2 protein-coding genes and 1 pseudogene are annotated in these 2,622 nt (G+C 69.4%); all 3 read left to right on the top strand.

What is annotated here, in order from left to right; genetic code table 11:
* Positions 1-215, top strand: a pseudogene (locus tag ACWELQ_RS43345) (hypothetical protein); the annotation flags it as partial.
* A gap of 183 nt (positions 216-398) precedes the next feature.
* Positions 399-1,475, top strand: a complete 1,077-nt coding sequence (locus ACWELQ_RS43340) for an amidohydrolase family protein (protein WP_452402790.1) — start codon at positions 399-401, stop codon at positions 1,473-1,475.
* A gap of 101 nt (positions 1,476-1,576) precedes the next feature.
* Positions 1,577-2,563: a methyltransferase gene (locus ACWELQ_RS43335; RefSeq protein WP_452402789.1), complete on the top strand. Its 987-nt coding sequence runs from the start codon at positions 1,577-1,579 to the stop codon at positions 2,561-2,563.
* Positions 2,564-2,622 lie beyond the last annotated feature (59 nt).

The following is a 2,622-nucleotide window of genomic DNA, read 5'->3' as shown; positions in this document are numbered from 1 at the left end:
CCACCAACCCCAACGCGCAGTTCCCCGACCCCGCCCTCAACGGCGCGGCCGCGGGCGCGCTGACCGGCAGCGCGGGCGGAGCCGCCCTCGGCTCGGTCGTCGCCTCCATCCCCGGCATGCTCGGCGGCTCGGCCCTGGGCGCCCTCATCGGCGGCGGCATCGGCGCTCTGGTCGGCCTCCTGGACCCGAACGTCATCCCCCAAATCCTCCCCTGACCTGACCTGACCTGACCTGGCCGCTCCGGCCACCGCTGTGCCGCGCCCGCCTCGCCGGGGCGCGGCACAGTCGCTTTTCGGGCACGGCAGCGTCCCGTCCGGGTGCGGCATGTCCGATTTCACGATTGCGGCGAGGCGGGCGTGGAACAATCCGGGCAGGGTGGGCCGGGCGGAAGGGACCTCATGGACCTCGCGGGGATGACCGTGGTGGATGCGCACATCCACCAGTGGGATCCGCTGACGACGCCGCGGGAGTTCAGCGCGCTCGCTCGGCTGTTCAAGTACGTCCCGGTGCCGATCGATCTGGCCAAGCGGCTCGCGCCGCGCAAGGAACGCGAGTTCGTGGGGGATCCACTGCCTTTCGTGCATCCCTATCTGCCCCGGGACTACCGGGAGGACGCCGGGGACGTTCCCGTCGAGGCGATCGTGCACATCGAGGTGGAGTGGAACGGGCCAGGGCCGCTGGCTCCCGCCGAGGAGACTCGGTGGGTGGCGAGCCTGCCGTTCGGGGTGGACACCCCCGCCCTCGGCGCGATCATGGGCGCGGGTGATCCCAGCGCACCGGACTTCGCCGCGTTGCTCGACGCGCACCGGGCGGCCTCGCCCCGCTTCCGGGGCATCCGGGCCCGGGTCGAACGGCATCCGGATCCCGGCGTGCGCGCCATGGGCAAGGCACCGCATCTGTTGACCTCGACGGCCTTCCTCGACGGCTTCGGCGCGCTCGCCGATCGCGGGCTGGCCTTCGAATCCTGGGTGTACTCGGGGCAACTGCCGGAGGTGGCGGCGCTGGCCGAGCGGTATCCCGACACCACCATCGTGCTCAACCATCTCGGCACGCCCGCAGGGATTTTCGGGCCGGTCGGGCGGAATACCGGGCAAAATCCGGGGCAGCGGCGGGAGCTGTTCGTGCGGTGGCGCGACGATCTGGCGGCGGTGGCCGCGCACGCCAATGTGGTGGCGAAGGTGAGTGGGCTGATGATGCCTATCCTCGGGCATCCGGTGCCGCGACGCGGCGAGCCGACGCCGGTACCGGTGCTGCTGGAACGGATTTCGCCGATGCTGGAGCACGCCCTCGACGTGTTCGGGGCCGATCGGCTGATCTGGGGCTCGAATTTCCCGGTGGACAAGCCGATTACGAGCATCCCGAACGCGGCGGAGGCGGTGGCGACCGCGCTGGCCGGGCACGGGGCCGACGACAAGGCGATCGAGCTGATCTTCCGCCGCAATGCCGAACGGGTGTACGGGATCGACGTGCTCTGAAATCCCGACGAGCGGTCCGATTTCCCGGCGAGCGGGATGAACCGCGCCGGTGGCCCGGAATTGCCTTTGCCGGAGGGTCGCTGTGGCTATCGTGAAGCGCCATGGAGCGGATCCTGCGGATCGGCATGGGTTTCTGGGAGTCCCGGACCCTGCTCAGTGCCGTCGAACTCGGGGTGTTCACGGTGCTCGGGCATCGGCAACTGACCGCCGAGCAATTACGGCGGGAACTGGGCCTGCACCCGCGCTCCACCCGTGACTTCCTCGACGCGCTGGTGGCCATGGACATGTTGCGGCGCACCGACGATCGGTACGCCAATACCGCCGACACCGCCACCTATCTCGACAGCACCGGCAGCGAATACATCGGCGGATTCCTGGAGATGGCGGCCGCCCGGCTGTATCCGTTCTGGGGCGGGCTCACCGAAGCGCTGCGCAGCGGGCAGCCGCAGAACGAGGCCAAGTACGGGGGCGACTTCTTCACCACCCTCTATCGGGATCCCCAGCGGCTCTTCGACTTCCAGCGAGCCATGACCGGACTGACCCTGCCCAGCGCGCACCCGATCGCCGAGCAGTTCCCGTGGCATCGCTGGAAAACGGTCGCCGATATCGGCACCGCGCAGGGGGCGCTACTGCGCACGGTCCTGGAAACCAATCCGCACCTGCACGGCATCGGCTACGACCTGGCGCCGGTCGAGCCCATCTTCGCCGAATTCAGTGCGCCGGTGGAGGATCGGATCACCTTCCAGCCCGGCGACTTCTTCGACGACGACCTCCCAGAGGCCGATGTCCTGGTCTTCGGGCACATCCTGCACGACTGGGACCTGCCCACCAAGCGCATGCTGCTCGAGAAGGCGTACCGCGCCCTTCCCGAGGGCGGCGCGATCCTGGTCTACGAGTCCTTCATCGACGACGAGCGCCGCACCAATCTCCCCGGCCTGCTGATGAGCCTCAACATGCTCATCGAAACCCCGGGCGGCTTCGACTACACGGTCGCCGAACTGCGAACCTGGCTGGCCGACACCGGATTCCACGATCCGGTGGCCGAGCACCTCGCCGGACCCGAATCGATGGTCTGGGCGGTGAAGTAGCCCCCGGGCAGACGGTCAGTCCGGGAAGGCCAGGTAGAGCGTGCCCAGGGCGTCGGCGG

The organism is Nocardia sp. NPDC004722 (assembly GCF_053601505.1).
This window is presented reverse-complemented; position numbering and strand designations above follow the sequence as displayed.